This window comes from Rhodopseudomonas faecalis (genome assembly GCF_003217325.1).
Lineage (GTDB): Bacteria > Pseudomonadota > Alphaproteobacteria > Rhizobiales > Xanthobacteraceae > Rhodopseudomonas > Rhodopseudomonas faecalis.
This window is the reverse complement of record NZ_QJTI01000014.1, coordinates 15802-41078: the sequence shown is the minus strand read 5'-3', so window position 1 is coordinate 41078 and position 25277 is coordinate 15802. Positions and strand designations below refer to the sequence as shown.

Here is a 25277-nt window from a genome sequence, read left to right as displayed (position 1 = left end):
TGAGTGGCAGGTGATCGGAAGGCCGCCTAAGACAAGGTGCCTTCCCACCTCCGAAGGCTCGTTCCTGGGTGTGGCGCGCGTATCGCGCGCGCCACATAACCAATACGTGGCTCGCGATGACGAAGTGGAGCGGATTGGATCATCGGTGGCTGGTATCGTTTGCTTGCGTTGCTATCGCCCTGATCCTTCCGATCGCCATCGCGCCGGCCACGCCCGCCGGCCCGCGCGCCGTCGTTGAACTATTCACCTCCCAAGGCTGCTCATCGTGTCCAGACGCCGACCGCATTGTCGGCGAGCTGGCGCGTGATCCGTCGGTGATCGCGCTCAGTCTGCCGGTCGATTACTGGGACTATCTCGGCTGGAAAGACACCTTGGCCGATGCGCGCTTCACCGCGCGGCAGCGCGCTTACTCCGCACAGCGCGGCGATCGCGAAATCTACACCCCGCAACTGATCGTCAACGGCCAGCAGCAGGTGGTTGGTAGCGACCGCGCCGAGATCGATCGCGCGATCCGCGCCAGCGCGCAGCAGTCCGACGCGATGTCCGTGCCAGTTGCGCTCAGCCGCGAAGGCAATGAACTCAAGGTCACCGTGCCGCAGGGCCAGAGCGGTGCCAGCGGCGAGGTCTGGGTTTGCGCGATCGTGCGTGAAGTGCCGATCACCATCGGTCGCGGCGAGAACCGCGGGCGCAGCGTCACCTATCACAACGTGGTGCGTAACTGGCTCAAGCTCGGCGACTGGCACGGCGAGCCGGCGCACTGGAATGTGCCGCTGGAGAATCTCGTCGGCGAGGGTGTCGATGGCGCGGTGGTGTTCGTGCAGAACGGCAATCGCGATCATCCCGGCACCATGCTCGGTGCGGCACTGACCACGCTGCAGTGACCACGCTGCAGTGACCGCGCTGCAGCACAACGCCGGCCGGGCACCACGCTGCCAAAGGACAAAAGGAAAATGGACAAAAGAAAATGGCCGGCAAAACGCCAGCCATAGGAGGGGATAATTCGCGGCGTACAGGCCCGACCCAACCGGACCCGGGGGCTGGGGGCTGAGGAATCCAGGACCGACCGGATCGGGCCAACGCACAGGTGAACTATCGCCGGGCACAGCGGCCGGCTGTGGGCCGAAATTGGGCGGCAATAAGGATTCTGCCAACGATTGCGTGATGGTATCCAGATGGGGCGGCCGCGCCGGTAGCGGCGATCTGCCCCGCCGAAACTGCACTTGCGGCGCTTCGCCGGGAGCGCAATCATGTCAGCGCTGTAACAGGAGACTGCCATGAGTTTGCACTCAGAGGGGGACCCCAGCGATATACAGGCCGCGGAGCGCGCGTCTGCGTCGCTCCAGGCCCCTCAAGGCGTCATGTTCAATCGCGGCGAGCTGAACCGCATCCTCAATCTGTACGGCCGGATGGTAGCCGCGGGCGAATGGCGCGATTACGCCATCGACGCCCTCAAGGATCGCGCGGTGTTTTCAGTGTTTCGCCGCTCCTCCGAAGTTCCGCTGTACCGCATCGAAAAGGACCCGCGGCTGGCGCGCAAACAGGGCGCCTATAGCGTGATCTCGGCCACCGGCCTGATCCTGCGCCGCGGCCACGATCTCGACCGGGTGCTGCTGGCGATCGATCGCAAGCTGGCGCTGGTGTGATTGGTTTGTACCTCGCCCCGCTTGCGGGGAGAGGTCGATCTGGCGACGCGCAGCGAAGCCGGATCGGGTGAGGGGGCGTTGCGGCGGATCGCGGACTCAGCAGCCCCTCACCCCACCCCTCTCCCCGCAAGAGCGGGGCGAGGGAGCCGGCCCGGCGCCGGGGGAGCCGGTTTTGAAATCTCTCAGGTGGCCGGCACCGTGTCCGCGCCCTCGCCGAGCGCGCGCTGCATCAGCACGCTGTCGAGCCAGCGCCCGAATTTGAAGCCGACATTGGGGTGGGTGCCGATCAGCGTAAAACCCAGGCTGCGATGCAGGCCGATCGAGCCGGCATTTTCGGAATCGCCGATCACCGCGATCATCTGCCGATAGCCGCGCGCCTCGCATTCCGCGATCAGCCGGCGCAGCAATTGTTTGCCGATGCCGCGGCGCTGCGCGGCGGGGGCGAGATAAACCGAATTCTCGACCGTGAAGCGATAGGCCGGCCGCGGCCGATACGGCCCGGCATAGGCATAGCCGACCAGCTCGTCACTGCTGCACGCCACGAGATAGGGAAAGCCGCCTTCGGTCAGGGTGGCGAAGCGGCGCATCATCTCCTGCAGGCTCGGTGCCGTCAGCTCGAACGAGGCGGTGCCCTGTTCAACGGCTTGCCGGTAGATCGCGGTGATGGCGGGCAGGTCGGTCGCGGCGGCGGGACGAACCGCGCATTGAGGCATCAATTCAGACATGGCGAATTCAGACATGGCGGGAGGCTAGGACAGATTCGGAGGCGATGGAATCGGAACGAGGTGCCATCTGCACCCCCTCAATGACCCGTCATGCCCGCGCTTGGTCGCGGGCATCCACGTCTTGCGCGCGGTGATGGATCAAAGGGGTGGATGGCCGGGACGATGTCCGGCCATGACGCGCGGAGTGAGCGCCACGCACCTGAAAAACGCGTCAGAACATCAGGTTAGATCGCACACAAAAAAGCCCCGGCCGAAGCCGGGGCTTTGCGTTGCGGGGCGTAAGGGCGAACCCGTTATTCCTTCTGTCCCAGCAGCTGCAGCAGCAGCGTGAACAGGTTGATGAAGTTCAAGTACAGCGACAGCGCACCCGTGATGGCGGCCCGCTCCGCGACTTCGCCACCTTCGGAAGCGTAGCCGTAGATGTACTCGTTCTTCAGGCGCTGGGTATCCCAGGCGGTCAGGCCGGCGAACACCAGCACGCCCACCACCGACACGATGAACTGCAGCATCGACGAGGCGACGAACAGGTTCACCAGGCTGGCGATGATGATGCCGATCAGGCCCATCATCAGGAACGAGCCCATCGCCGTCATGTCACGCTTGGTGGTGTAGCCGTACAGGCTCAGCGCACCGAACGAGGCCGCGGTGATGAAGAACACCCGCACGATCGAGGTGTGCGTGTACACCAGGAAGATCGACGACAGCGAGATGCCCATCAACGCCGAGAACGCCCAGAACAGCAGCTGTGCGGTCGCGGGCTTCAGGCGGTTGATGCCGAAGGAGATGGCGAACACCATCACCAGCGGCGCCAGGATGAACAGCCACTTAAGCGGGCTGGCGAACATATAGACGCCGAAAGTGGTGAGATAGGTGTTGCCTATCCGCCCAGCAGCGCCAGCGGCGTCGGGCGTCACCGCGCCCATGTAAACGCCGAGTGCAGCCGCGCCAGTGATGGCGAGGCCAATCGTCATGTAATTGTAGATGCGCAGCATATACGCGCGCAGACCGGCGTCGACGGTCGCGGCGTCGACGCGGGTCGCAGCCCGGCCGAAAGGCGATGCGTAGTTACGGTCCAAGTCCGACATGGGCGAATTCCCGTGGGTTGTGAGGCCGCAGGAGGTTCTACGGCGCAAATGCGAGTCTCTATCAGGAGTCGGATCGTCTCAATGACGCCGATTGCATCTCCCGATTACCGTCCGAGCTGCAATCCGGGTCGGCAGAACCGACGCCTGTACCGAGTGGATATTTGGGAAACTAACACATTCCCCGCAAGCTTCCACGCGCGGCTGAATGTCGCTAGGGCATTGAGGTTAAGAAGTTCTCCGCCGCGGTTCAGGAAAAACCCCCGGTTTCCGGGCCATTTTCGAGGTCCCGCAATCACAGATTGCGCAGCACCGTCGCCGGCTTCTGGTTGAGGGCGAGCAGGGTTCCGATCAGCCCGAGCCCGACGGTCAGCACCAGCGCCGCCAGCACCACCGCACTGGCGCTGCCGGCCTGCCAGACGAAGCTCAGCGTCATCAGCCGGCTGACGATCAGCCAGGCCGCGACCGAACCGGCCAGCACCGCGAACAGCGCGGTCGCCAGCCCGATCAGCAGATATTCCAGCGCATAGGCGCCGAGCAGCCGCGCGCGGGTGGCGCCCAGGGTTTTCAGGATCACCGCGTCATAGACGCGGTGGCGATGGCCGGCGGCGAGCGCCCCGCCCAGCACCAGGATCGCGGCAATCAGCGTCACCGCGCTGGCGCCGCGCACCGCCAATGCCAGATTGTTGACCACGCCGCCGATGGTCTCGAGCGCCTCGCGCACCCGCACGCTGGTCACCATCGGGAAGGCGTCGGCGACCGCCTTGATGATGGCGCCGTCGCCCGCGGCGGAGCCGCCGTGCGGCTCGGTCAGGGTGGCGACGTGGGTATGCGGCGCGCCGGCAAAAGTGTTCGGCGAGAACACCAGCACGAAATTGATGCCGAGGCTCTGCCAGTCGACGGTGCGCAGGCTGGCGATGGTGGCGGTGATCTCGCGGCCGAGCACATTGACCACCACTTCGTCGCCGATCTTCAGGCCAAGGCCGCTCGCGAGCTTCTTCTCGAACGAAACGAGTGGCGGGCCGTCATAATCAGCCGGCCACCAATTGCCCTCCACCAGTTTGGAGCCGCGCGGCGGCTCGGCGGCATAGGTCAGGCCGCGGTCGCTCTGCAGCACCCATTCGGCGTCGGTCGAGGGCTTTAGCTCCTCGGCCTTGAGGCCGCGCGCCGCGACGATCCGGCCGCGCAGCAGCGGCACGTCCTCAATGGTGGCGGCGGGCGATTGCTGTTTCAGGAACGCCGCGAAGCGGTCGGTGTCCACCGAGGGGATATCGATGAAGTAGAACGACGGCGCCCGTTCCGGCAGCGCGGCCAAGAATTGCCGGCGCAGATTGCCGTCGATCTGGGTCACCGTGACCAGCACCGCGAGGCCGAGGCCAAGCGACAGCACCACCGACGGCGTCAGCGCGCCGGGGCGGTGGATGTTGCTGACCGCCAGCCGCAGCATGGTGTTTTGCGCGCGCGGCAGCCGGCGCGCCAGCGCCATCAGCGCCGCGGCAATGCCGCGCAGCAGCGCGAACACCACCAGCGCCGCCCCGACGAAGGCCGCGGCCACGCGCTTGTCGTAGGACAGCCCGATCACCACCGCGATCAGCAGCCCGATCACCACCGCCATCCAGATCAGGTGCTTGCGCCGCGGCCGCCGCCGGCGGTCGCCGCTGCCGGCGTCGCGAAACAGCGCCGCCACCGGCACGTCCTGCACCTGGGTCAGCGGCCACAGCCCAAAGGCCAGCGCGGTCAACAGGCCATAGATCAGCGACAGCAAAAGTTCAGCCGGATGCAGCGTCGGCACCACCGGCAGCGGCAGCACCGCGCCGAACAGCCCGGCGATTACGAACGGCAGCGCGGCGCCGAGCAAAAGCCCGATCACCGAGCCGATCAGCGCCAGCATCATCACTTGGGTGAGATAGATGATGAACACATCGCCGGCGCTGGCGCCGAGCGCCTTGAAGGCGGCGATCACCTCGCGGCGGCGATCGACATGGCTTTTCACGGCATTGGCGACGCCGACCCCGCCGACCAGCAGCGCGGCGAGGCCAACCAGGGTCAAAAACTGCGTGAAGCGCGCGATGGTGCGTTCCAGCTGCGGCGAGGCATTGTCGCGGGTGCGGATCTCCCAGCCGGCCTGCGGCAGCGCGGTGCGCGCGGCATCGGCGAGCGCCTTGGCGGCGCGGTCATCGGCGCCGTTGTCGGCCAGCAGCACGCGATAGGTCCAGCGCACCAAGGTGCCGGGCTGCAACAGCCCGGTGGCGCGCAGCGCCGCCTCGCTGATCAGAAAGCGCGGGCCGAACCCGACCGCGCCGGACAATTTGTCGGGCTCGCCGCTGATCAGGCTGCGGATCGTGAAGGCCGCCTGGCCGACATGGACGCGGTCGCCGACCTTGAGGTCGAGCCGTGCCAGCAGCGCCGCGTCGGCGGCGGCGCCAAAGCTGCCGTCGCGTTCGGCGAGCAGCTCGGGGGTCGGCAGTTCCGGGGCCAGCGTCAGCCGGCCAATCGACGGGTAGCCGTCATCGACCGCTTTCAGCTCGACCAACGCCAGCCGGTCGTCATCGGTGCGCGCCATGCCGCGCAGTGTGGTCGCCAGCGACACCGTGCCGCGCGAGCGCAGATAGGCCAGTTCCTCGGGCTTGGCCTCGCGCTGGATCAGCGAGAACGCCACGTCGCCGCCAAGCAGCGCGCGGCCCTCGCGCGCCAGCCCCTCGCTGAGCGAGGCGGCCACCGAGCCGACCCCGGCGATCGCCAGCACGCCGAGCGCGATACAGGCGATGAACACGTAAAAGCCGGACAGGCCGCCGCGCAATTCGCGCAGCGCATAGCGGAACGCCAGCGTCAGCCGGCGCGGCGGTGACATCGGCTCGGACAGCACGCTCATCAGGCCTTGCCCATCGGGTTAGAACGAACGCGGTCATGGCGAGCAGCAGAGCGACGAAGCCAGCCAGCAGCTGCGGTGTGCGGCCCTGGATTGCTTCGCTGCGCTCGCAATGACGGGGGAGGGGCGTTCATCGAAATCGTCGCCATGTCGCTCATCCGGCCGCTCATGCCGCGTCTCCCGCCCTGCACTCGTCATGCCCGCGCGTGTCGCGGGTATCCACGTCTTGAAGGCAGCTCGGCGTGGAGGGCGTGGATGGCCGGGACGCGCCCGTCCATGACGTCGGGAAACGGCTGGGCGTCCGCATCGGCATCACGCCTCGGCCCGCAGCCGCTGCGGCGGCGCGGTGCTGTCGATCCGCCCGGAGCGCAGCCGCACCACGCGGTCGCAGCGCTGCGCCAGCGAGCTGTCGTGGGTGACCAAGACCAGCGTCATGCCGCGCTCGGCATGTTTGGCGAACAGCAGGTCCACGATCTGCTTGCCGGTGGCCTCGTCGAGATTGCCGGTCGGCTCGTCGGCGACCAGGATCGCCGGATCGGGCGCCAGCGCCCGCGCCAGCGCGACGCGCTGCTGCTCGCCGCCCGACAATTGCGTCGGATAATGGTGCAGCCGTTCGCCAAGCCCGACCGAGGCCAGTTCGCGCGCGGCGCGCGCCGCGGCATCCGGCACCCCGGCCAGTTCCAGCGGCACCGAGACGTTTTCCAGCGCGGTCATGGTCGGGATCAGATGGAACGACTGGAACACGATGCCGACCTGCCGGCCGCGAAACCGCGCCAGTTCGTCCTCGCTCAAAGCATTGAACGAGGTGCCGCTGACCACCACTTCACCGCTGTCGGGGCGCTCCAGTCCCGCCATCACCATCAGCAGGGTGGATTTACCCGAGCCTGATGGTCCGATCAGGCCGAGCGCCTCGCCGGAGCCGACGCGCAGACTGATATCCTTAAGGATATGCACCCGTGCCGCGCCCGTCCCCAGCGACAGGTCGACGTCTGTAATGACAATGGTGTCGGGCGCGCGGCCCGCCGGTGATGAGGTTGTGATGACACTGTCCATGGTCGTTCCATATGGCGATTGGTTTGGCGCAATCGAGAGGCAGGCCAGCCGGATTTGCAGGCGGGCGGTGCTGGCGGTGGCGCTCGGCCTCGCCATGGCCGGGCCGAGCTTGGCGCAAACGGCGGCGGAACGGCCGCTCAAACTGGTGGCGCTCGGCGATTCCTTGACCGCGGGCTATGGACTGCCGGCCTCGGCGGCGTTCCCGGCCAAGCTGCAAAAAGCGTTGCGCGACAAGGGTATTACGGTCGAAATCAGCAATGCCGGCGTCTCCGGCGACACCACCTCGGGCGGGCTGGCGCGGCTCGACTGGTCGCTGCCCAAAGACGTCGACGGCGTGATCCTGGAACTCGGCGCCAATGACGCGCTGCGCGGCATCGACCCGCAGGTGGCGCGGCAATCGCTCGAGGAGATTTTGAAGCGGCTGAAGGCGCGCAATATCCCGGTACTGCTGTGTGGCATGTACGCGCCGCCGAACTATGGCGAGCAATACGCGGCCAAGTTCAACGCGATCTATCCGGAGCTGGCCAAGCAGTACGAAGTGCCGCTGTACCCGTTCTTCCTGGAGGGGGTGGCCACGGTGGAGCGGCTCAATCAGCCCGACGGCCTGCACCCGACCGAGGCCGGCGTCGAGGCCATCGTCGCCAACATCCTGCCGACGGTGGAGGCGTTCATTGGAGCGATCCGCCGGCAACGCGGTTAACACTTGGCGCAAGGCGAGGGATTCACAGCACTTTTCGGGCCCTCCCTTCGCGCTGTTACATTCCTGCGTTACGACTTGAGTGTCGTTGATTCGGTCTGTGCTCCTGCATCGGAGAGTTGCGATGCCGCGCTTGTTCGCTGGGTTGGAAGTTCCTGACGAGATCAGCCAGACGCTCTCGCTGTTACGCGGCGGTCTGCCTGGGGCGCGCTGGATCGAGCCTGAGGACTACCACGTCACGCTGCGCTTCATCGGCGACATCGATCCCAGCTCCGCCAATGAAATCGCCTCGCTGCTGCTGCGCATCAACCGAAAACCGTTCGAAGTGACGGTGCAGGGCCTGGCCAGCTTCGGCGGCAAGAAGCCGCGCGCGGTGGTGGCCTCGGTGCTGCCGACCCGGCCGCTGTTGGAATTGCAGGCCGAGCTTGAGCGGATCATGCAGCGGCTCGGGCTTGGCCCGGATGCCCGCAAATTCACCCCGCACATCACGCTGGCGCGGCTGCGCGATGTCTCGCCCCAGGACGTCGCCAACTACCTGTCGCTGCGCGGCTACTATCCGACGCGCACCTTCACCGCCTCGCGTTTTGCGCTGTTTTCCTCGCGCGCCTCGACCGGCGGCGGGCCCTATGTGGTCGAGGACAGCTATGCGCTGACCGCGTAGCAAGCGGCTCAGTACCTGGTCTGGCAGCCGATCAGCAGTTGTTGACGGGCCCCTGGTACTGCACCGCAGCGCGATTCAGCTTGCATTTTTGTGCAGGTTGATGCGGTAAGTAGCGCCATGCTGCATATCGCTCCGGCCAGTTTTCGCGATCACTATCAGGCCCTGCTGTCGTCTGGCGCCATCGAGCCCGACCCGGCGCAGGCCGACGCGGTCGTGGCCTTCACAGCGCTGGAGCAGTCGCTCACGGGCTATAAACCCTCGAAAAAACAGGGGCTTTTCGGCCGGCTATTCAAGTCCGACAAGCTGCCGCCGCCGCCGCGCGGCCTCTACGTCCATGGCGAGGTCGGCCGCGGCAAGACCATGCTGATGGACCTGTTCTACGAGAGCAGCCCGGTGGCGTTGAAGCGGCGCGCCCATTTCCACGAATTCATGGCCGAAGCGCATGAGCGCATCTATGCGTTCCGCCAAAACATCGCGCGCGGCGAACTCGCCGATGCCGATGTGGTGGCGCTGACGGCAACCTCGATTTTCGAGGAATCCTGGCTGCTGTGCTTTGACGAGTTTCACGTCACCGATATCGCCGATGCCATGATTTTGGGGCGGCTGTTCTCCAAGCTGTTCGAGCTCGGCACGGTGGTGGTGGCGACCTCCAATGTCGCGCCCGACGATCTCTATCGCGGCGGCCTGAACCGGGCGCTGTTTGTGCCGTTCATCGGCCAGTTCAAAGAGCGCATGGACGTGCTGCGGCTCGATGCCCGCACCGATTTCCGGCTGGAGAAGCTGGCCGGCGCCAAGACCTGGCTGGTGCCGGCCGATGCCGACGCCACCGCGAGGATAGACGCCACCTGGGCGCGCCTCACCGGCGGCGCCAAGGGTCAGCCGCGCGATATCTCGATCAAGGGCCGGATCTTGCGGGTGCCGCGCGCCGATCACCACGTCGCGCGGTTTTCGTTCGCCGATCTGTGCCAGCAGCCGCTTGCGGCGTCCGATTACCTGCGATTGGCGCACGAATACCATACCATCCTGATCGACGGCGTGCCGGCGATGGATCTGGCGCAGCGCAACGAGGCCAAACGATTCACCACTTTGGTCGATGCGCTGTACGACAATGGCGTTAAGCTGATGGCCTCGGCGGCCGCTGAGCCGGCCGAACTGTATTGCGCCGATCAGGGCATCGAGGCGATGGAATTCCAGCGTACGGCCTCGCGTTTGATCGAAATGGGCTCGGAATCCTACCTGGCGCGGCCGCATGGCCGCAGCGACTCCAGCGCCAGCGAATCCACCACCGGCCTGGTCGAAACCTGATCAAAGCCGCCTGCCGCGGCGGCATGGCTAACAATTCGGCGAACCGCACCTTGAACGGTTCCTGCGAAAGCGATAACCCACCCACCAGATTTCCCACCCCCTTTCATTCTGCTTGGCTCAAAGGACAGGTTCCCCATGGCGCGTGACAAGATTGCTTTGATTGGCTCCGGTCAGATCGGCGGTACGCTGGCTCACCTCGTTGGCCTCAAGGAACTCGGCGACGTGGTGATGTTCGACATCGCCGAGGGCATCCCGCAGGGCAAGTCGCTCGACATCGCGGAATCGTCCCCGGTTGACGGCTTCGACTGCAAGCTGACCGGCACCAACACCTATGAAGCGATTGAAGGTGCCAAGGTGGCGATCGTCACCGCCGGCGTGCCGCGCAAGCCCGGCATGAGCCGCGACGACCTGCTCAGCATCAACCTCAAGGTGATGGAACAGGTCGGCGCCGGCCTGAAGAAGTATGCGCCGGACGCGTTCGTGATCTGCATCACCAACCCGCTCGACGCCATGGTCTGGGCGCTGCAGAAGGCCTCCGGCCTGCCGCACAACAAGGTGGTCGGCATGGCCGGCGTGCTCGACTCGGCGCGCTTCCGTTACTTCCTGGCCGATGAATTCAACGTCTCGGTGGAAGACGTCACCGCCTTCGTGCTCGGCGGCCACGGCGACACCATGGTGCCGCTGGTCAAGTATTCGACCGTCGCCGGCATCCCGCTGCCCGACCTGATCAAGATGGGCTGGACCTCGCAGGCCCGCCTCGACGAAATCGTCGATCGCACCCGCAATGGCGGCGCCGAGATCGTCAACCTGCTCAAGACCGGCTCGGCGTTCTACGCTCCGGCGGCTTCCGCGATCGCGATGGCTGAAGCCTATCTCAAGGACAAGAAGCGCGTGCTGCCCTGCGCCGCCTATCTCAACGGCGCTTACGGCGTGAAGGACATGTATGTCGGCGTGCCGGTGGTGATCGGCGATCGCGGTGTCGAGCGCGTCGTGGAAATCGAACTGGCCGGCAAGGATCGTGAAGCGTTCGACAAGTCGGTCGCCTCGGTGCAGGGCCTGGTCGACGCCTGCAAGAAGATCGCGCCTGACCTGCTCGGTCAGTGATCGCACTCAATTAGTCATAAACGCTCAAGGGTCCGAGGGCCGTCAGAATGAATATCCATGAATATCAGGCCAAGGCGGTGCTGCAGCCGTTCGGCGTGTCGTTGTCGAAGGGCATCGCGATCCTGAACGCGTCAGAGGCCGAAGAAGCTGCCAAGCAGCTGGCCGGTCCGGTGTGGGTGGTGAAGAGCCAGATCCACGCCGGCGGCCGCGGCAAGGGCAAGTTCAAAGAGGCGTCCGCCGGCGACAAGGGCGGCGTGCGCCTCGCCCGCTCGATCGATGAGGTCAAGCAGTTCGCTCAGGAAATGCTCGGCGCCACCCTGGTGACGCTGCAGACCGGCCCCGCCGGCAAGCAGGTCCACCGGCTGTACATCGAAGAAGGCTCCGAGATCGACAAGGAGTTCTATCTGTCGCTGCTGGTCGATCGTTCGACCTCGCGCGTCTCGTTCGTGGTGTCCACCGAAGGCGGCATGAACATTGAAGACGTCGCCCACGACACCCCGGAAAAGATCGTGTCGTTCTCGGTCGATCCGGCCACCGGCATCATGCCGCATCACGGCCGCACCGTCGCCAAGGCGCTCGGCCTGACCGGCGATCTCGCCAAGCAGGCGGAAAAGCTCGCGACCCAGCTCTACACGGCGTTCATCGCCAAGGACATGGAGATGCTGGAGATCAACCCGCTGGTGCTGACCAAGCAGGGTGAGCTGCGCTGCCTCGACGCCAAGATGTCGTTCGACAGCAACTCGCTGTATCGCCACCCCGACATCGTGGCGCTGCGCGACACCACCGAGGAAGACGCCAAGGAAATCGAAGCGTCGAAATATGACCTCGCTTACATCGCGCTCGACGGCACCATCGGCTGCATGGTCAACGGCGCGGGCTTGGCGATGGCCACGCTCGACATCATCAAGCTCTATGGCGAAAGCCCGGCCAACTTCCTCGACGTCGGCGGCGGCGCTTCGGAAGAGAAGGTCACCGCGGCCTTCAAGATCATCACCGCTGATCCGAACGTGAAGGGCATTCTGGTCAACATCTTCGGCGGCATCATGAAGTGCGACGTGATCGCGCGCGGTGTGCTCGCTGCGGTGAAGGCGGTCGGCCTCAGCGTGCCGCTGGTGGTGCGCCTCGAAGGCACCAATGTCGAAGAAGGCAAAAAGATCATCCGCGAATCGGGTCTCAACGTTCTGCCCGCCGACGACCTCGACGACGCTGCGCAGAAGATCGTCAACGCCGTGAAGAAGGTCGCCTAAATGTCCGTCCTGATCGATAGCAACACCAAGGTCATCTGCCAGGGCTTCACCGGCAAGAACGGCACCTTCCACTCCGAAGCGGCGATCGCCTACGGCACCAAGATGGTCGGCGGCACCTCGCCGGGCAAAGGCGGCTCGGTTCATCTCGGCCTGCCGGTGTTCGACACCGTGCGCGAGGCGCGTGAGAAGACCGGGGCCGACGCCTCGGTGGTCTATGTGCCGCCGCCGGGCGCGGCCGACGCGATCTGCGAGGCGATCGATGCGGAAATCCCGCTGATCGTCTGTATCACCGAAGGCATTCCGGTGCTGGACATGGTGCGCGTCAAGCGCTCGCTGGCCGGCTCCAAGTCGCGCCTGATCGGCCCGAACTGCCCGGGCGTGGTCACCGCGGGCCAGTCCAAGATCGGCATCATGCCGGCTAACATCTTCCGCCCCGGCTCGGTCGGTATCGTGTCGCGCTCCGGCACGCTGACCTATGAAGCGGTGTTCCAGACCACCCAGGCCGGCCTTGGCCAGACCACCGCGGTCGGCATCGGCGGCGACCCGGTCAAGGGCACCGAATTCATCGACGTGCTGGAGATGTTTTTGGCCGACGACAAGACCACCTCGATCATCATGATCGGCGAAATCGGTGGTTCGGCCGAAGAAGACGCCGCCCAGTTCCTGATCGACGAGGCCAAGCGCGGCCGCAAGAAGCCGATGGTCGGCTTCATTGCCGGTCGTACCGCTCCTCCCGGCCGCCGCATGGGCCATGCCGGCGCGATCGTCTCGGGTGGCAAGGGTGACGCCGCCTCGAAGATCGCGGCGATGGAAGCCGCTGGCATCACCGTGTCGCCGTCGCCGGCCCGGCTCGGCAGCACGCTGGTCGAAGTGCTCAAGCGCTGATCGCGCGAGCGGCCTCCGCTCGTTAGGCCCGTTGGTTGCGGCAAAACGCCCGCGACCGGCCATTTATCGCAAGCCTCGGTTCTGATTGACTCAGAGCCGAGGCTTTCTTTTTTGACGCCTCGTGACCGGCAGGGCGGGCGGTTGGCACGCGGCGCCGCCGGTCGTTCGCTCTGACCTGCGATCGAGGGCCGCATGACCGATCTTCGCGATCTGCGTTTCGTGCCGCTGTCGGCTGCAAGCTGGCCGTTGCTGGAAGATCTGTTCGGACCCGAGCGCGGCGCGGACAGCGGCTGCTGGTGCATGTGGTGGCGGGTCAGCCGCAGCCGCTTCAACGCCATGGGCAAGGACGCGCGCAAAGCCGCGCTGCACCGCCTGGCCGATTCGGCGCAGCCGCTCGGCATTTTGGCGATCCATGATGATCAGGCGGTCGGCTGGTGTGCGGTGGCGCCGCGCAGCGCCTATCCGGTGTTGATGCGCTCGCGTGTCGCCGCGCCGCTGCCGGACCAGCTGGTCGAGACCTGCTGGTTCATCTCCTGCCTCTATGTACGGGTTGGCTTTCGCCGTCACGGCCTCACCGCTCACCTGATCAAGGCCGCCGTTGATTACGCGCTCGCCTGCGGCGCGTCCTGCGTCGAGGCCTGTCCCAATGAGGCAGCGACAAGCTCATCCGAGGGGTTCGTCGGCACGCCCGCAACCTTCGCCAAGCTCGGCTTCGTCGAAGTAGCCCGCCGGTCGCCAACCCGCCCGCTGATGCGCTGGATGAAATCCAACCGCCGTGGTCAAACTAAGCACCAAGGCTGAAAAAAGCCGGTGAATGCGCGCGCATTTCGCTCAGCCTTGATCGCTCCGCGCCAATGCTCGCCCAAAACGATTTGTCTCGGGCGAGCATGAAGCGTCCTATACCAGTGCCAACGGATGCCAACCGATCAGCGTGTCATGGCCGCGCCGAACACAAGCGTACGCATGAGTGTCGCGATTAAGGAGTGTTGGCCTTAAGCTTCGTTGCGAGGCGAATTGACCGCCCGTCTCGGGGACCACGGATTGTGATAGAGCGCTTCGTCGGGGATCGGGTGGCCGTGGAACAATGCGTAGTTGATGTGGTCGTGCGCTTGCTCCTGCACGGAAATGTAGTCGATGATCAGGTGCCGCCAATGTTCGCAAGCCGCGATATCTGGATCGATCGTTCCATCGATGGTCACGTCGGTCGGTACCAAGACATCGGTGTGATAAAGGGCGCTGTACGCCCGCTGCGAATGATTGTCCGGCACGTAGTGCGGCAGCTTAGATAGCTTTCGGCGCTGCGCCAGACAGTCCGGATCGTTTTCAACATTGTGCCAGCTGACGCTCGGCATGCTGTCATGGCCGATCCCGCCATTTCCAATCGAACGAAGGGTAATCTCCATCACCTTTGTCACGGCGTCATCGAGCGAAGGGACCAGCCCGCGCATCACCAGCGAATTTGCCCAATGTCCCGGACTATTGACGGAAATCACCAAGCCGCCGGGTATGCGTCGATCATGGTTCCGCGTGCGATGAGCCGATGGATAGAAAATATTGATGCCGGCTTTGAAGACGCTGAGGCTGCTCCCTCGCAGCGGTACTGACTCCGTGTAGATCACATCACGTTTGATCGGCGCGTGTTCGACCAAGTACAGATTGGCGATCTTTTCGCAGATTTCGAGTAAGTCAGTGCCGGGTTTCAGGCGGGCAAGTCGCGGCCCATTGAACATGATCAGGAAGCCATGGGCGATGCCTGCTGCCGCACGCTCCTTCCATTCCTGACGCGTTCTTTGGATCTTGCGGCTCACGAAATCGTCGCCGAGCGCGATCTCGTCTTCATCGATCCAGCACATGTCGATGCAGATCCCCTGCATTTCACGCGAGCCCAGACGGCCGAAAAGACAGGGCTGGTGCCGAGACGCCCAGGCTAAGAACGCGGCGTGCCGCTCCTCATGTGACTTCTGAGGATCGAGCAACACTGCATTTGCGGTGTCGATGTCGTCGCCGTAGCTGGTGTCGGGGGCGTGTTTTTCAGCACGGTCGAGGAGGTCGTTGAGAGAACTGACTTCCAAAATCCCATTGGCAGAGAGAAGCATGGCATGTCCCTTATGTGGGTGGCTCTCAATTCACTAGGATTGTGTGTTGCGCGCATATTAATATAACAGAACGATGGTGCACTTATCGGTTGAGCGCGATGAATGCCGCACAATGTCGCAGCTCCACGTTTCTCCGCAGCAGCGAGGTCAATTATCGCTACAGTGAGCTAATATATGTGCGGCGCATATAATGAGAGATTAGATGCGGAAAGTCGGTAACATGCTGGGCGCCCTCTCGATCGTTCTTGCCGATGAAATCTGGGCTGCCGTCAACGACACGCTGCAGACCTCCGGTGAAACCGCGTCCGCGCTGATCATGCTTGGTGCTCATCCTGGTATTCCGATCAAGGAGCTTGGCCGTGCGCTCAATCTCTCGCACAGCGGCGCGGTGCGCTTAGTGGATCGGTTGGAGAAGGACGGCATTGTCCGGCGCCGCGAAGGCCGGGATGCCCGCACGGTGCGGCTTCATCTGACCCCTGCCGGCACTAAGTTGCGGCGTTCTGTCTTGAAACAGCGCGCCAGGATTTTGGAGCGCGCACTCGCCGTACTGTCGGCAGACGAGGTGCATCAGCTTGGTGGTTATCTCGACAGGATGCTGCGCGGCCTTCTGACCGAGCGTCAGCTCGGCTACCGCTTTTGCCGGATGTGTGAGGAGGAATGCTGCGTCCCCCACGACTGCCCCGTTGACGCCAAATGGAAGGAATTATCAGGATGACCGATAATCCGAGCAGCGTTGCCAATGCCAATGTCGTTTCCGGCCGAGGGGTGTTGGCCATTGTGGCCATGGTCGGATCGGCGGCGTGTTGGGGCTTTTCAACGGTGATGTCGCGCGATCTGCTCAACACCGTGCCGCCTTTGCAGCTGCTCGTCATTCAGTTGGTCGCAAGCGTGGTGGCGCTCGCAGGTCTGGCTTTGCCGCACAGTCCGCGGCACTTTCGATCGCCGCGCCTGTGGCGCGCCTCAACGATCGGCATCCTGGAACCGGGCCTGACTTACTCGATCGGCTTGGTCGGGCTGTCGTTAACGACCGCCGGCAGCGCTTCGGTGATTGGCGCCACCGAACCGATCATGATCGTCGTGATCGCCTGGCTGTTTCTCAGGCAGCAGCCGTCGTTGCGACTCGGGATTTGCATCGTCATCGCCGTGGTCGGGCTGTTGTTGGTGTCCGGCGAAACACTGCTGGGCGCCGGCCAGGGCAGTGCGGCCGGAGACGGCTTGATCGTGTTGGCGACCTTTTCGGCCGCAACCTATGTGGTGCTGTCGGCCAGGGTGGCCGGTCATTTTCCCGCCGCGACGCTGGCGCTGGCGCAGCAGCTGGCTGGCCTGGTCTTCGTGCTGGCGGTGGCTGGCGCTGTGCTGGCCGCGGAGATTGAGCCGCTGGTTCTCGGCGACCTGTCGCTATCGACGCTGGCCTATGCCGCTGCGTCCGGAGTGGTTCAGTATGCCATTGCCTTTTGGCTGTATCTGATCGGCCTGCGCTATCTGACCCCGGGTGCAGCCGGTCTGTGGCTCACGCTGGTGCCGGTGTTCGGCATCTTTGGCGCGTTCGTGTGGCTGAATGAGATTCCAACCGCGGTGATGATCACAGGGGCGGTGCTGATCATCGGTGCGGTGCTGGTCGGTCGCGACGAGAACTGAGTGCCCGCATGGGTTGTGTGGCGGCGAGCGGTCGCCTCGCGCCAGCGCCGCGGCGGGCTGCGGCCCGCGATGCCGGTGCGATCGTGCTGCCGGCGCGTTTGTGCGCCCCTGCTACAGCGGCCAGGACAGGCCGGCACCAGCCACCTCACCGCGGTTTTGCATGGCTCCGCGCCACTCTTGTCGAAAAATTGAAGGCCAAATTCACTACTTGTGCGTTTGGCGCTACCATTTCCGTGTTTTGTGAGTAAAGGTGCACTATCTTGCTGATCCGGCCTGCCGCATCAGCATGATGTCGGTCGTGCGAAATCAGATCAGGACGGAACCATGTCTCGTCAGGACGCGAACGCCGCTTTTGCTCTTTCTTCCTTTCTCGACGGCGCCAACGCTGGCTACATCGACGAGCTCTACGCCCGCTTTCACGAGAATCCGACCTCGGTCGATCCGGACTGGCAGGAGTTCTTCAAGAGCCTGAAGGACCGGCCGACCGACATCGAAAAAGCGGTGTCCGGCCCGTCCTGGGCCAGCGGCGACTGGCCGCTCAGCCAACGTGACGACCTGCTCTCCGCGCTCGACAGCAATTGGGGTGAAGTCGAGCGCGTGGTGCAGACCAAGCTGCAAAGCAAGGCGCAGCCGCGCGGTGTCGAGCTGGCACCGGCCGATGTCCATCAGGCCACCCGCGATTCGGTGCGCGCGCTGATGTTGATCCGCGCCTACCGTATGCGCGGCCATTTCCACGCCCAGCTCGATCCGCTTGGCCTCGCGCCCGCCAAGGATCACGAAGAACTCGATATCCGCACCTACGGCTTCACCGAGGCCGATCTCGACCGCAAAATCTTCCTCGATCACGTGCTCGGCCTGGAATACGGCACGCTGCGCCAGATCGTGGCGATCTGCCAACGCACCTATTGCCAGACCATGGGCGTTGAATTCCTGCACATCTCCAATGGTGCGCAGAAGGGCTGGATACAGGAACGCATCGAAGGTCCGGATAAGGAGATCAGCTTCACCCGCGAAGGCCGCCGCGCCATTCTGATGAAGCTGGTGGAAGCGGAAGGCTTTGAAAAATTCTGCGATCTGAAATTCACCGGCACCAAGCGCTTTGGCCTTGATGGCGGCGAGGCGCTGATCCCGGCGCTGGAGCAGATCATCAAGCGCGGCGGCAATCTCGGCGTGCGCGAGATCGTGCTCGGCATGCCCCATCGCGGCCGGCTCAACGTGCTGACCCAGGTGATGGGCAAGCCGCACCGCGCTTTGTTCCATGAATTCAAGGGCGGCTCGGCCAATCCCGACGAGGTCGAAGGCTCGGGCGACGTCAAATATCACCTCGGCGCGTCGTCGGACCGCGAGTTCGACCATAACAAGGTGCATCTGTCGCTGACCGCCAACCCGTCGCATCTCGAGATCGTCGATCCGGTGGTGCTCGGCAAGGTGCGCGCCAAGCAGGACCAGCATGGCGACCGGCCGGAGGAACGCGTCTCGGTGCTGCCGGTGCTGATGCATGGCGACGCGGCGTTCGCCGGCCAGGGCGTGGTCGCCGAGTGCTTTGCGCTGTCGGAGCTGAAGGGCTACCGCACCGGCGGTTCGATCCATTTCATCGTCAACAACCAGATCGGTTTCACCACCTATCCGCGCTATTCGCGCTCCTCGCCCTATCCGTCCGACGTCGCCAAGATGATCGACGCGCCGATCTTCCATGTGAATGGCGATGATCCGGAAGCGGTGGTGTTCGCGGCCAAGATCGCGGTCGAGTTCCGGCAGAAATTCCATAAGCCGGTGGTGATCGACATGTTCTGCTATCGCCGCCACGGCCACAACGAGGGCGACGAGCCGTCGTTCACCCAGCCGGCGATGTATCGCAAGATCGCCACCCATCCGACCACGCTGGAGATCTATGCCAAGCGGCTGATCGCCGACGGCATCATCACCGAAGGCGAGGTCGAGAAGGCCAAGGCCGATTGGCGCGCGCGGCTTGATGCCGAGCTCGAAGCCGGTTCGAGCTATCGCCCGAACAAGGCCGATTGGCTCGACGGCAAATGGGCCGGCTTCAAATCGGCCGAGCAGGAAGAAGACCCGCGCCGCGGCATCACCGGCGTCGATCTCGATGTGCTGAAAGATATCGGCCGCAAGATCACCAAGGTGCCGGATGGCTTCCGGCTGCACCGCACCGTGCAACGCTATCTGGAAAACCGCGCCAAGGCGATCGAGACCGGGGTCGGCATCGATTGGGCCACCGCCGAAGCACTGGCGTTCTGCACGCTGCTGCAGGAAGGCCACCGGGTCCGGCTGTCCGGCCAGGATTCCGAGCGCGGCACCTTCTCGCAGCGCCATTCGGTGCTGATCGATCAGGAAGATGAGAGCCGCTACACGCCGTTCAATCATCTCGGCCCAGAGCAGGGCCACTATGAGGTGATCAACTCGCTGCTGTCGGAAGAGGCGGTGCTCGGCTTCGAATATGGCTACTCGCTGGCCGAGCCGAATTCGCTGACGATCTGGGAAGCGCAGTTCGGCGACTTCGCCAACGGCGCCCAGGTGCTGTTCGATCAGTTCATCTCGTCGGGCGAGCGCAAATGGCTGCGCATGTCGGGCCTGGTGTGCATGCTGCCCCATGGCTATGAGGGCCAGGGGCCGGAGCATTCCTCGGCCAGGCTCGAGCGCTTCCTGCAATTGTGCGCCGAGGACAATATCCAGGTGGTGCACGCCACCACCCCGGCCAATTGCTTCCACGTGCTGCGCCGGCAGATGACGCGCGAAATCCGCAAGCCGCTGATCCTGATGACGCCGAAATCGCTGCTGCGCCACAAGCGCGCGGTGTCGCGGCTCGAGGAGCTCGGCCCGGAGACCACCTTCCACCGCATTCTGTTCGACGGCGCCGAGACATTGCCGGATGAGAAGACCAAGCTCGTGCCGGACGACAAGATCCGCCGCGTGGTGCTGTGCTCCGGCAAGGTTTATTTCGACCTCTATGAGGAGCGCGAGAAGCGCGGCATCGATGACATCTATCTGATGCGCATCGAGCAGCTCTATCCGGTGCCGGTCAAAGCGCTGGCGCAGGAGCTGATCCGCTTCAAGCGCGCCGAATTCGTGTGGTGCCAGGAAGAGCCGCGCAACATGGGCGCCTGGCACTTCATCGAGCCCTATATCGAATGGGTGCTGACCCAGATCGGCGCCACCCATAAGCGGCCGCGTTATGCCGGCCGGGCGGCCTCCGCGGCCACCGCCACCGGCCTGATGTCCAAGCATCTGGCGCAGCTCAAGGCCTTGCTGGACGAGGCGCTGCACTAGCAGCGCCCGCAGCTCGCCAATCAGGCTGGAGCGAACTACTCTTACCGAAAATGATCAGGGCGAAGCGCAGGCCACAGCCCGCCGCGATCCCGAGAGGAAAGCCACCATGACTGAAATCCGCGTTCCAACGCTCGGCGAGTCGGTAACCGAGGCCACCATCGGCCGCTGGTTCAAGAAGCCCGGCGAGGCCGTCGCGGTCGATGAGCCGCTGGTCGAACTGGAGACCGACAAGGTCACCATCGAAGTCCCGGCGCCGTCGGCGGGCACGCTCAGCGAGATCGTCGCCAAGGACGGCGAGACCGTCTCGGTCGGCGCGCTGCTCGGCCAGATCAGCGAAGGCGCCGGCAAGCCGGCTGCCAAGGAGCCGGCCAAGGAAGCGTCGAAGGAAGCAGCCAAGGCCGCCGCGGCGCCGATCGCGCCCGAGCAGACCACCGGCCGCCCGGACCTCAAGACCGACAGCACCAGGCCGATCAATGCCGGGCCGGAAGAACCGCGGCCGCGTCCGGAGCCGAAGCCCGAGGCCAAGGCGCCGCCCGCCGATGCGCCGCAGGCGCCGTCGGTGCGCCGGCTCGCCGCCGAAACCGGGATCGATCCCACAGGTTTGGCCGGTTCCGGCAAGGATGGCCGCGTCACCAAGGGCGACATGCTGGCGGCGATCGAAAAGGCTGCTTCGGCGCCGACCCCGGTCAATCAGCCGGCCGCCGCCGTGCAGGTGCGCGCGCCCTCGCCGGCCGATGATGCCGCCCGCGAAGAACGGGTGAAGATGACGCGGCTGCGCCAGACCATCGCGCGCCGGCTCAAGGACGTGCAAAACACCGCGGCGATGCTGACGACCTTCAACGAGGTCGACATGAGCGCGGTGATGGCGCTGCGCGCGCAATACAAGGACGTGTTCGAGAAGCGCCATGGCGTGAAACTCGGCTTCATGAGCTTCTTCGTGCGCGCTTGCGTGCAGGGACTGCGCGACATTCCGGCAGTCAATGCCGAGATCGATGGCAGCGATCTGATCTACAAGAACTACTACCACATCGGCGTTGCGGTCGGCACCGACAAGGGCCTGGTGGTGCCGGTGGTGCGCGATTGCGATCACAAGTCGCTGGCGCAGATCGAAAAGAGCATCGCCGATTTCGGCAAGCGCGCCCGCGACGGCCAGCTCAAGATCGAGGAGATGCAGGGCGGCACCTTCACCATCACCAATGGCGGCATCTACGGCTCGCTGATGTCGACCCCGATCCTGAACGCGCCGCAGTCCGGCATTTTGGGCATGCACAAGATCCAGGAACGGCCGGTGGCGGTCGGCGGCAAGATCGAAATCCGGCCGATGATGTATCTGGCGCTGTCCTATGATCACCGCGTGATCGACGGCAAGGAGGCGGTGACCTTCCTGGTGCGCGTCAAGGAAAGCCTGGAAGATCCGGCGCGGCTGGTACTCGATCTGTAACGGCGCGCAGCGACTAACTTGCAGCGTGACGCGGCGGGCGCTGATCGTGGTGCCCGCTTGGTGAGGGGGAAACATGCAATCGCTGCCGATTGAAATCGTGGTGCTGGGCCTGAGCGTGGTGCTGCTGTTGGTGCAGCTGTTCCTGGCCTCGGTGCCGACCACCGTCGAGCTGGGCGGCGCCTATCAGGCCGGGCCGCGTGATCAGCCGCGCGCCGTGAACAGCGTGTTTGCCGGGCGCGCCGCGCGCGCGTTCCGCAATTTTCTGGAAACCTACCCGGCGTTCGTGGCGCTGGCCCTGGCGCTGACCGTCACGGATCGCGGCGGTGGTTTGGGCGCGATTGGTGCGGTCTCCTGGCTGACCATGCGGGTGCTGTACGTTCCGGCCTATCTTGTGCATGTGCCGCTGCTGCGCAGTGTGGTCTGGTTCGTGTCGCTATTGGCGCTGCTGGCCATGCTGGTGCGGCTGTTCGTCGGGTGAGGTGAGCGGACCGCTCCGGTCGCCTCGCTTAGGATCGAGTTCGGGAGCAAGCATGGCCAATCGCGTGGTCATCGTCACGGGTGGCAGCCGCGGCATCGGGCGCGCCGTGGCGCTGGCCTGTGCGGCGCGCGGCGATCAGGTGCTGATCGGCTATGCCAGCAATTCGGCGGCGGCTGACGACACCTGCGCGGCGATCGCGGCTGCGGGCGGCATAGCCAGCGCGGTGCGCTGCGACCTTGCCGATGAGCGCGATGTGCTGGCGCTGTTCAAGGCCGCCGATCAGCTCGGACCGCTTGGCGCGCTGGTCAACAATGCCGGCATCGTCGCCCCGACCAGCCGGCTCGAGCAAATGTCGGCGCAGCGCCTTGAGCGCATGTTCGCGGTCAATGTCATTGGCAGCATGCTGTGCGCGCGCGAGGCGGTGCGACGCATGTCGACCCGCCATGGCGGCGCCGGCGGGGTGATTGTCAACATTTCCTCGGTGGCCGCCAAGCTCGGCTCGCCGAACACCTATATCGACTATGCCGCCTCCAAGGGCGCGATCGATTCCTTCACCATCGGGCTTGGTCATGAAGTCGCCGCCGAAGGCATTCGCGTGGTGGCGGTGCGGCCGGGACTGATCGATACCGACATTCACGCCTCGGGCGGCGATCCGGACCGTGCCCGGCGCTTGGCGACCCATGTGCCGATGCAGCGGGTCGGCACCGTCACCGAGATTGCCAATGCCGTGGTCTGGCTGCTGTCCGACCAGGCTTCCTACATCACTTCGACCATTATCGATGTTTCGGGCGGGCGTTAGCATCGCCGCCCGGCAATGACAGGACTGCAAGCATGGCCACTTACGATCTCGTTGTCATCGGCACCGGCCCCGGCGGCTATGTCTGTGCGATCCGCGCCGCCCAGCTCGGCTTGAAAGTCGCGGTGGTGGAGCGCCGCGACACGTTTGGCGGCACCTGCCTCAATATCGGCTGCATGCCGTCGAAGGCGCTGCTGCATGCCTCCGAATTGTTCGAGGAAGCCGGCCACAGCTTCGCCAAGATGGGCATCGGCGTCAGCCAGCCGGCGCTCGATCTGCCGGCGATGATGGCGTTCAAGCAGCAGGGCATCGACGGCAACGTCAAAGGCGTCGAGTTCCTGCTCAAGAAGAACAAGATCGACGTGCTGCGCGGCACCGGCAAGGTGCTCGGCACCGGCCGGCTGGAAGTGACCGGCGCTGACGGCGCGTCGCAGACCGTCGAGACCAAGTCGATCGTGATCGCCACCGGCTCGACCGTGGCGCCGCTCAAGGGCGTCGAGATCGATGAAAAGCGCATCGTGTCCTCGACCGGCGCGCTGTCGCTCGACAAGGTGCCGGGCAAGCTGCTCGTGATCGGCGCCGGCGTGATCGGGCTCGAGCTTGGCTCGGTGTGGCGCCGGCTCGGCGCCGAGGTCACGGTGGTCGAGTTTTTGGACCGGATCGTGCCCGGCATGGATGGCGAGCTGGTCAAGCAGTTCCAGCGCCTTCTGGAAAAGCAGGGCTTTGCCTTCAAGCTTGGCAGCAAGGTCACCGCGGTTGATAGTTCCGGGCCGATGCTGCGCGCCACCATTGAGCCCGCCGCCGGCGGCGCGGCCGAAACGCTGGAAGCCGACGTGGTGCTGGTCGCGATCGGCCGCATTCCCTACACCCGCCATCTTGGCCTCCAAGAGGCCGGCATCGCCACGGATGCGCGCGGCCGGATCGAGATCGACGATCACTTCGCCACCAGCGTGCCCGGCGTCTATGCGATCGGCGACGTGGTGCGCGGCTTGATGCTGGCGCACAAGGCCGAGGACGAAGGCATGGCGGTCGCCGAGCTGATCGCCGGCAAGGCCGGACACGTCAATTATGAGGTGATTCCGAGCGTGATCTACACCACGCCGGAAGCGGCCTGCGTCGGCAAGAGCGAGGAGGAGCTGAAGGAGGCCGGCATCGCCTACACGGTCGGCAAGTTCCCGTTCACCGCCAATGGCCGCTCCAAGGTCAACCAGACCACCGATGGCTTCGTCAAAGTGCTGGCCGACGCCCGCACCGACCGGGTGCTCGGCGTGCACATTCTCGGCCGCGAGGCCGGCGAATTGATCCATGAAGCGGCGGTGCTGATGGAATTCGGCGGTTCGGCCGAAGATCTGGCGCGCACCTGCCACGCCCACCCGACCCGGTCGGAGGCGATCAAGGAGGCGGCCCTTTCGGTGGCCAAGCGCGCCATCCATATGTGATACAAACGGCTCCGGCCATTGGCTCGTCATGCCCGCGCTTGACGCGGGCATCCACGTCTTGAAAGCGCTGCAAGATCAAAGACGTGGATGGCCGGGACGGAGCCCGGCCATGACATGCGGATTGGCTGGTATCACCGTTGGTGTGAGGCGATCCGGATTTACCGGAGCGAGGGTCAGTGATGAAGCGCCGGTTGCTGCAACCGCTGTGGGTGTTGCTCGCGATCATCTTTTTGATCGAGGCGTGGTTCTGGGATCATCTGGCGCCAGTGGTGGCGCGCCTGGTCGCCGTGATCCCGCTGCGCGAGCTGAAAGCGTGGCTGGCGGGCTGGGTCGAGCGGCTGTCGCCGTCCGCGGCGCTATTGGTGTTTCTGGTGCCGGTGGCGCCGCTCTATCCGCTGAAATTCTTGGCGCTGGCGCTGATGGCCGGCGGTCATTGGAGCAGCGGCCTGGCGATCTTCGCCTTCGCCCATCTGATTGGGCTGGGCGTCGCCGCCTTCATCTTCGACGTCACCAAGCCCAAGCTTTTGCAGCTCAACTGGTTCGCGGCGGTGTACCGGTTCGTGATTGATCTGCGCGCCAAGGCGCACGCTATCGTGGCGCCGATCATGGCGCAGATCAGAGCGAAGATGGCTGAGCTGCTCAACAGCAGCGGCGATGGCTGGGCGCAGCGCACCTTGCGCCGGATCGGCGAACTACGCCGCCGCGTGCGCGCCAGCCGCAAGGCCGCGCGCTAAAGCTTCGGGGCGTATCGTCGGGTCGGATCAATGGCCGTCCTGCCCGCGCTTGCCGCTTTACTTAAAAGCTTCGCAGGATCAGAGACGTCAATGGCCGGGACC

Annotated in this window: 22 protein-coding genes; 17 read left to right on the top strand and 5 right to left on the bottom strand. The window is 64.8% G+C overall.

Translation table 11 applies throughout. The features are described from left to right. The first annotated feature begins 116 nt into the window (after nucleotides 1–116). Nucleotides 117–881, top strand: a complete 765-nt coding sequence (locus tag BJ122_RS12215) for a DUF1223 domain-containing protein (RefSeq protein WP_110781279.1) — start codon at nucleotides 117–119, stop codon at nucleotides 879–881. Nucleotides 882–1274: 393 nt separating this feature from the next. Then, entirely contained in the window at nucleotides 1275–1643 is a 369-nt protein-coding gene (locus tag BJ122_RS12210) for a DUF2794 domain-containing protein (RefSeq protein WP_103011942.1), read from the top strand. A gap of 182 nt (nucleotides 1644–1825) precedes the next feature. Here BJ122_RS12210 and BJ122_RS12205 read toward each other — a convergent pair whose 3' ends face one another. The 4 genes from BJ122_RS12205 to BJ122_RS12190 all read right to left on the bottom strand — a co-directional run bounded on the left by BJ122_RS12205 (nucleotide 1826) and on the right by BJ122_RS12190 (nucleotide 7372). Further along, nucleotides 1826–2356: a GNAT family N-acetyltransferase gene (locus BJ122_RS12205; protein WP_110781325.1), complete on the bottom strand. Its 531-nt coding sequence runs from the start codon at nucleotides 2354–2356 to the stop codon at nucleotides 1826–1828. Between the two features lie 305 nt (nucleotides 2357–2661). Beyond that, complete coding sequence (locus tag BJ122_RS12200; RefSeq protein WP_110781278.1) at nucleotides 2662–3453, bottom strand: Bax inhibitor-1/YccA family protein; 792 nt, start codon at nucleotides 3451–3453, stop codon at nucleotides 2662–2664. 292 nt (nucleotides 3454–3745) lie between these two features. Next, on the bottom strand, nucleotides 3746–6322 hold the full coding sequence (locus BJ122_RS12195; protein ID WP_110781277.1) for an ABC transporter permease: 2577 nt from the start codon (nucleotides 6320–6322) through the stop codon (nucleotides 3746–3748). A gap of 309 nt (nucleotides 6323–6631) precedes the next feature. After that, nucleotides 6632–7372 (bottom strand): ABC transporter ATP-binding protein, encoded by a 741-nt coding sequence (locus BJ122_RS12190; RefSeq protein WP_110781276.1) that lies wholly within the window; start codon nucleotides 7370–7372, stop codon nucleotides 6632–6634. Between BJ122_RS12190 and BJ122_RS12185 the strand changes: the two genes are divergently transcribed. From BJ122_RS12185 to BJ122_RS12155, 7 genes are all read left to right on the top strand, one after another. Next, nucleotides 7359–8072 carry an arylesterase gene (locus BJ122_RS12185; RefSeq protein WP_430694780.1) on the top strand — a complete coding sequence of 238 codons (714 nt, stop codon included), beginning with the start codon at nucleotides 7359–7361 and terminating at the stop codon, nucleotides 8070–8072. The two genes, BJ122_RS12190 and BJ122_RS12185, sit on opposite strands and share 14 nt — an antisense overlap. A gap of 121 nt (nucleotides 8073–8193) precedes the next feature. Next, nucleotides 8194–8730, top strand: a complete 537-nt coding sequence (gene thpR, locus BJ122_RS12180; protein ID WP_110781274.1) for an RNA 2',3'-cyclic phosphodiesterase — start codon at nucleotides 8194–8196, stop codon at nucleotides 8728–8730. A gap of 117 nt (nucleotides 8731–8847) precedes the next feature. Further along, nucleotides 8848–10035, top strand: a complete 1188-nt coding sequence (gene zapE, locus BJ122_RS12175; protein WP_110781273.1) for a cell division protein ZapE — start codon at nucleotides 8848–8850, stop codon at nucleotides 10033–10035. 135 nt (nucleotides 10036–10170) lie between these two features. Beyond that, nucleotides 10171–11139: a malate dehydrogenase gene (gene mdh, locus BJ122_RS12170; RefSeq protein ID WP_027278820.1), complete on the top strand. Its 969-nt coding sequence runs from the start codon at nucleotides 10171–10173 to the stop codon at nucleotides 11137–11139. Between the two features lie 47 nt (nucleotides 11140–11186). Further along, on the top strand, nucleotides 11187–12386 hold the full coding sequence (gene sucC / locus BJ122_RS12165; RefSeq protein WP_027278819.1) for an ADP-forming succinate--CoA ligase subunit beta: 1200 nt from the start codon (nucleotides 11187–11189) through the stop codon (nucleotides 12384–12386). After that, nucleotides 12387–13271 carry a succinate--CoA ligase subunit alpha gene (gene sucD / locus BJ122_RS12160; RefSeq protein WP_027278818.1) on the top strand — a complete coding sequence of 295 codons (885 nt, stop codon included), beginning with the start codon at nucleotides 12387–12389 and terminating at the stop codon, nucleotides 13269–13271. It abuts the gene before it with no gap. 192 nt (nucleotides 13272–13463) lie between these two features. After that, nucleotides 13464–14072: a GNAT family N-acetyltransferase gene (locus tag BJ122_RS12155; protein WP_110781272.1), complete on the top strand. Its 609-nt coding sequence runs from the start codon at nucleotides 13464–13466 to the stop codon at nucleotides 14070–14072. A 191-nt stretch (nucleotides 14073–14263) separates the two neighbouring features. Here the strand turns inward: BJ122_RS12155 and BJ122_RS12150 are convergent, their stop codons facing one another. Further along, complete coding sequence (locus tag BJ122_RS12150; RefSeq protein ID WP_210205453.1) at nucleotides 14264–15367, bottom strand: hypothetical protein; 1104 nt, start codon at nucleotides 15365–15367, stop codon at nucleotides 14264–14266. A 220-nt stretch (nucleotides 15368–15587) separates the two neighbouring features. On the opposite strand from BJ122_RS12150, the gene BJ122_RS12145 reads away from it, so the two are divergent. The 8 genes from BJ122_RS12145 to BJ122_RS12110 all read left to right on the top strand — a co-directional run bounded on the left by BJ122_RS12145 (nucleotide 15588) and on the right by BJ122_RS12110 (nucleotide 25175). Beyond that, a complete protein-coding gene (locus BJ122_RS12145) occupies nucleotides 15588–16082 on the top strand; it encodes a MarR family winged helix-turn-helix transcriptional regulator (RefSeq protein ID WP_198789970.1) in 495 nt (164 codons plus the stop codon). Next, nucleotides 16079–17005, top strand: coding sequence for a DMT family transporter (locus tag BJ122_RS12140; RefSeq protein WP_245407716.1), 927 nt, complete (start codon nucleotides 16079–16081; stop codon nucleotides 17003–17005). The genes BJ122_RS12145 and BJ122_RS12140 overlap by 4 nt, the downstream gene beginning before the upstream one ends. A 324-nt stretch (nucleotides 17006–17329) precedes the next feature. Beyond that, on the top strand, nucleotides 17330–20287 hold the full coding sequence (locus tag BJ122_RS12135; protein ID WP_110781270.1) for a 2-oxoglutarate dehydrogenase E1 component: 2958 nt from the start codon (nucleotides 17330–17332) through the stop codon (nucleotides 20285–20287). 106 nt (nucleotides 20288–20393) lie between these two features. Beyond that, nucleotides 20394–21728, top strand: coding sequence for a 2-oxoglutarate dehydrogenase complex dihydrolipoyllysine-residue succinyltransferase (gene odhB / locus BJ122_RS12130; RefSeq protein ID WP_110781269.1), 1335 nt, complete (start codon nucleotides 20394–20396; stop codon nucleotides 21726–21728). A gap of 73 nt (nucleotides 21729–21801) precedes the next feature. After that, on the top strand, nucleotides 21802–22206 hold the full coding sequence (locus tag BJ122_RS12125) for an MAPEG family protein (RefSeq protein ID WP_110781268.1): 405 nt from the start codon (nucleotides 21802–21804) through the stop codon (nucleotides 22204–22206). Between the two features lie 52 nt (nucleotides 22207–22258). Further along, nucleotides 22259–23005, top strand: coding sequence for an SDR family oxidoreductase (locus tag BJ122_RS12120; protein ID WP_110781267.1), 747 nt, complete (start codon nucleotides 22259–22261; stop codon nucleotides 23003–23005). Between the two features lie 32 nt (nucleotides 23006–23037). Beyond that, nucleotides 23038–24441: a dihydrolipoyl dehydrogenase gene (lpdA, locus tag BJ122_RS12115; protein ID WP_110781266.1), complete on the top strand. Its 1404-nt coding sequence runs from the start codon at nucleotides 23038–23040 to the stop codon at nucleotides 24439–24441. A 179-nt stretch (nucleotides 24442–24620) separates the two neighbouring features. Further along, complete coding sequence (locus BJ122_RS12110; protein ID WP_110781265.1) at nucleotides 24621–25175, top strand: hypothetical protein; 555 nt, start codon at nucleotides 24621–24623, stop codon at nucleotides 25173–25175. Nucleotides 25176–25277 lie beyond the last annotated feature (102 nt).

What these genes read in the sequence shown, in the direction of transcription:
- thpR (WP_110781274.1), top strand. Translation starts at nt 8,194, where the DNA reads ATGCCGCGCTTGTTCGCTGGGTTGGAAGTTCCTGACGAGATCAGCCAG.
- BJ122_RS12155 (WP_110781272.1), top strand. Translation starts at nt 13,464, where the DNA reads ATGACCGATCTTCGCGATCTGCGTTTCGTGCCGCTGTCGGCTGCAAGC.
- zapE (WP_110781273.1), top strand. Translation starts at nt 8,848, where the DNA reads ATGCTGCATATCGCTCCGGCCAGTTTTCGCGATCACTATCAGGCCCTG.
- BJ122_RS12195 (WP_110781277.1), bottom strand. Translation starts at nt 6,322, where the DNA reads ATGAGCGTGCTGTCCGAGCCGATGTCACCGCCGCGCCGGCTGACGCTG.
- BJ122_RS12185 (WP_430694780.1), top strand. Translation starts at nt 7,359, where the DNA reads ATGACACTGTCCATGGTCGTTCCATATGGCGATTGGTTTGGCGCAATC.
- odhB (WP_110781269.1), top strand. Translation starts at nt 20,394, where the DNA reads ATGACTGAAATCCGCGTTCCAACGCTCGGCGAGTCGGTAACCGAGGCC.
- lpdA (WP_110781266.1), top strand. Translation starts at nt 23,038, where the DNA reads ATGGCCACTTACGATCTCGTTGTCATCGGCACCGGCCCCGGCGGCTAT.
- BJ122_RS12140 (WP_245407716.1), top strand. Translation starts at nt 16,079, where the DNA reads ATGACCGATAATCCGAGCAGCGTTGCCAATGCCAATGTCGTTTCCGGC.
- BJ122_RS12200 (WP_110781278.1), bottom strand. Translation starts at nt 3,453, where the DNA reads ATGTCGGACTTGGACCGTAACTACGCATCGCCTTTCGGCCGGGCTGCG.
- BJ122_RS12150 (WP_210205453.1), bottom strand. Translation starts at nt 15,367, where the DNA reads ATGCTTCTCTCTGCCAATGGGATTTTGGAAGTCAGTTCTCTCAACGAC.
- BJ122_RS12110 (WP_110781265.1), top strand. Translation starts at nt 24,621, where the DNA reads ATGAAGCGCCGGTTGCTGCAACCGCTGTGGGTGTTGCTCGCGATCATC.
- BJ122_RS12125 (WP_110781268.1), top strand. Translation starts at nt 21,802, where the DNA reads ATGCAATCGCTGCCGATTGAAATCGTGGTGCTGGGCCTGAGCGTGGTG.
- BJ122_RS12210 (WP_103011942.1), top strand. Translation starts at nt 1,275, where the DNA reads ATGAGTTTGCACTCAGAGGGGGACCCCAGCGATATACAGGCCGCGGAG.
- BJ122_RS12120 (WP_110781267.1), top strand. Translation starts at nt 22,259, where the DNA reads ATGGCCAATCGCGTGGTCATCGTCACGGGTGGCAGCCGCGGCATCGGG.
- sucC (WP_027278819.1), top strand. Translation starts at nt 11,187, where the DNA reads ATGAATATCCATGAATATCAGGCCAAGGCGGTGCTGCAGCCGTTCGGC.
- BJ122_RS12135 (WP_110781270.1), top strand. Translation starts at nt 17,330, where the DNA reads ATGTCTCGTCAGGACGCGAACGCCGCTTTTGCTCTTTCTTCCTTTCTC.
- BJ122_RS12145 (WP_198789970.1), top strand. Translation starts at nt 15,588, where the DNA reads ATGCTGGGCGCCCTCTCGATCGTTCTTGCCGATGAAATCTGGGCTGCC.
- BJ122_RS12215 (WP_110781279.1), top strand. Translation starts at nt 117, where the DNA reads ATGACGAAGTGGAGCGGATTGGATCATCGGTGGCTGGTATCGTTTGCT.
- BJ122_RS12205 (WP_110781325.1), bottom strand. Translation starts at nt 2,356, where the DNA reads ATGCCTCAATGCGCGGTTCGTCCCGCCGCCGCGACCGACCTGCCCGCC.
- mdh (WP_027278820.1), top strand. Translation starts at nt 10,171, where the DNA reads ATGGCGCGTGACAAGATTGCTTTGATTGGCTCCGGTCAGATCGGCGGT.
- sucD (WP_027278818.1), top strand. Translation starts at nt 12,387, where the DNA reads ATGTCCGTCCTGATCGATAGCAACACCAAGGTCATCTGCCAGGGCTTC.
- BJ122_RS12190 (WP_110781276.1), bottom strand. Translation starts at nt 7,372, where the DNA reads ATGGACAGTGTCATCACAACCTCATCACCGGCGGGCCGCGCGCCCGAC.